Source organism: Halorubrum sp. AJ67 (assembly GCF_000513435.1).
Genome location: NZ_CBVY010000024.1, coordinates 19,757 through 21,920, shown reverse-complemented (window position 1 = coordinate 21,920; position 2,164 = coordinate 19,757). Strand labels below are relative to the sequence as shown.

Below are 2,164 nucleotides of genomic sequence, written 5' to 3'. Positions count from 1 at the left end.
CGGCCTCGCCGCCGCCCGGGAGGATGAACGACGTCAGCGGCTCCAGTTCCTCGTCGAACGCGTCGATGCGGTCCTCCAATCGCGTCGGTGTGCTTGCTCTCGACCTGGGGGTCGTCCGGGTCGGGGTCGGGGTTCGCGAGGTCGGCCTGAACGACGTGGAGGTGGTTTTGGACCGTCTCCAGCAGCTCGTCCACGTCGTCGTGGCCGGTGGGACGAACCGTCCCGAGCAGCGCGTTCGCCTCGTCGACGGAGCCGTACGCCTCGATGCGGTGGCTCGACTTCGACACCCGGCTCATGTCCCGGAGGTCGGTCTCGCCCTCGTCGCCGCGGCCGGTGTAGATGCTCATGCGAGGGTCCTCTCGACGTACTCGACGATGTTCGCGCTCTCGGCCATCGTCACGCCGCGCTCGTCGTCGACGAGGACGGGGACCCCGCGCTGGCCGCTGACCCGCTTGACCCCGTTCCGCTCGGAGTGGAGCGCCTCGACCCACTCGGTCTCGTAGTCGACGCCGGCGTCGTCCAACGCGTCGGCCGCCTTCTCGCAGAACGGACACCCGTCGAGGGCGTACAGTCGAACGCTCATACCGATCGATCCGTGCGCGGCGTCAAGAAGGTGTGCGTCCGGGCCGCCCGGGCGATCGGTTCCGCGCCGCTGTCGCCGCGGAGACCGCGGATCCTCAGGGACGCGGTCCCTCAGACGTCGTGGTACGACTCTATCGCGGCCCGGTGGTCCTCCGGGATCGGCGTCGGCTTGCCGGTGTCGGGGTCCAGCGAGACGATCGTCGCCTCCGCCTCCGCGACGACGGCGTCGCCGACCCGGACCTCGTGGGCCATCGTCACGCTCGATCGGCCCAGCTCCGCCAGATCGACGGTGACGGTGACCCGGTCGTCGGACAGTTCGACGGGGCGGCGGAAGTCGATCGAGATCGACGCCAGCACGTTCGACGACTGGGAGATGTCGATGTCGAGAACCTCGCGGAAGTACCGCGTCCGCGCCTGCTCGATGTACGTCGCGTAGACGGCGTTGTTGACGTGGCCTAACGCGTCGATGTCGCGGAACCGAACGTCGATGTCCACGGTGTAGGGTGCCATATCCGACCCACTGGCGGGGACCGTATGTAGGCGTCGGGATCGGAGCGGCGGCCCGACAACCGTTGACCCCCTGCCACGGCTTCAGCCGTTGGTTTTCGCCTCCCGCATCTTATAAAAACGGCACGTGTCTATCACGAGCCATGGACAACGGATCGATCGACGACGTCGACAGGGCGATCCTGTACGCGCTACAGGAGGACGCCCGAAACACGTCGTCCGGAGACATCGCGGAGCGGACCGGGACCTCCGACAGCACCGTCCGCAAGCGCATCGGACGCCTCGAATCCGACGGCGTGATCAAGGGGTACAGCGCCAGCGTCGACTACCAGCGGTCGGGGTACCCGCTCCGGATGCTGCTCTACTGTACCGCGTCGATTCCGGAGCGCGGCGAGCGCATCCCGGAGATCCTCGACATCGACGGCGTCGTGTCGGTCCAAGAGCTCGTGACCGGCGAGGAGAACCTCCTCGTGACGGTCGTCGGCGAGTCGGACAACGACATCACGCCCGTGGCGCAGGAGCTCCTCGACATGGGCGTCACCGTCGCCGACGAGGTGCTCGTGCGGACCCACGAGACGACCCCGTTCGGCAGGTTCGATGCCGGACGGGACGACGACGCGGACGGCTGAGGAGCAGGCTCTCAGACCACGACGCGCTCGACGTCGAGCGGGGTCGCGCGCCGGACGACCGCGCGGACCGGGTCGACCGAGCCGGACAGGTTGTCCGAGTCGCCGTCGAGGACGACGAGCGCCGCCCGCCGACCGGGGGCGATGACGCCGCAGTCGAGGTCGGCGATCTCGGCCCCGGCGGTGGTGGCCATCCGCAACACCTCGCGGGCGCTCACGTCGAACCGCTTCGCCGCGGACGCCATCTCCCGGAACATCGACGGCGGGTTCAACATGACGTTGTCCGTCCCGAGCGCGACCGTCGTGTGGTCGAGCAGGTCGCGCACCGGCGGCGTGCCGACGTCGAGGACGGCGTTCGCGCGCGGACACACCGCGACCGGCACGGACTCGTCCGCGACCCGTTCGAGGTGTTCGCGCTCGGCGTGGACCATGTGGACGAGGAGGTCCGG

Annotated in this window: 4 protein-coding genes and 1 pseudogene; 1 reads left to right on the top strand and 4 read right to left on the bottom strand. The window is 69.1% G+C overall.

Annotated elements, in window-relative coordinates:
- The 3 genes and pseudogenes from BN903_RS14185 to BN903_RS14175 all read right to left on the bottom strand — a co-directional run.
- A pseudogene (locus BN903_RS14185) lies at positions 1–347 on the bottom strand (ATP:cob(I)alamin adenosyltransferase); the annotation flags it as partial.
- Positions 344–583, bottom strand: a complete 240-nt coding sequence (locus BN903_RS14180; protein ID WP_048078348.1) for a glutaredoxin — start codon at positions 581–583, stop codon at positions 344–346. The gene BN903_RS14180 and the pseudogene BN903_RS14185, both read right to left, overlap by 4 nt.
- Positions 584–693: 110 nt before the next feature.
- Positions 694–1,092 carry a thioesterase family protein gene (locus BN903_RS14175; protein WP_048078347.1) on the bottom strand — a complete coding sequence of 133 codons (399 nt, stop codon included), beginning with the start codon at positions 1,090–1,092 and terminating at the stop codon, positions 694–696.
- Positions 1,093–1,232: 140 nt separating this feature from the next.
- On the opposite strand from BN903_RS14175, the gene BN903_RS14170 reads away from it, so the two are divergent.
- Positions 1,233–1,718 (top strand): Lrp/AsnC family transcriptional regulator, encoded by a 486-nt coding sequence (locus BN903_RS14170; RefSeq protein WP_048078346.1) that lies wholly within the window; start codon positions 1,233–1,235, stop codon positions 1,716–1,718.
- An 11-nt stretch (positions 1,719–1,729) separates the two neighbouring features.
- Here BN903_RS14170 and BN903_RS14165 read toward each other — a convergent pair.
- A partial coding sequence (locus BN903_RS14165) for an amidohydrolase family protein (protein ID WP_048078345.1) occupies positions 1,730–2,164 on the bottom strand: 435 nt, incomplete at its 5' end.

Excerpts from the sequence above, each read along its gene's own strand:
- BN903_RS14180 (WP_048078348.1), bottom strand. The coding sequence starts at position 583 with ATGAGCGTTCGACTGTACGCCCTCGACGGGTGTCCGTTCTGCGAGAAG.
- BN903_RS14175 (WP_048078347.1), bottom strand. The coding sequence starts at position 1,092 with ATGGCACCCTACACCGTGGACATCGACGTTCGGTTCCGCGACATCGAC.
- BN903_RS14170 (WP_048078346.1), top strand. The coding sequence starts at position 1,233 with ATGGACAACGGATCGATCGACGACGTCGACAGGGCGATCCTGTACGCG.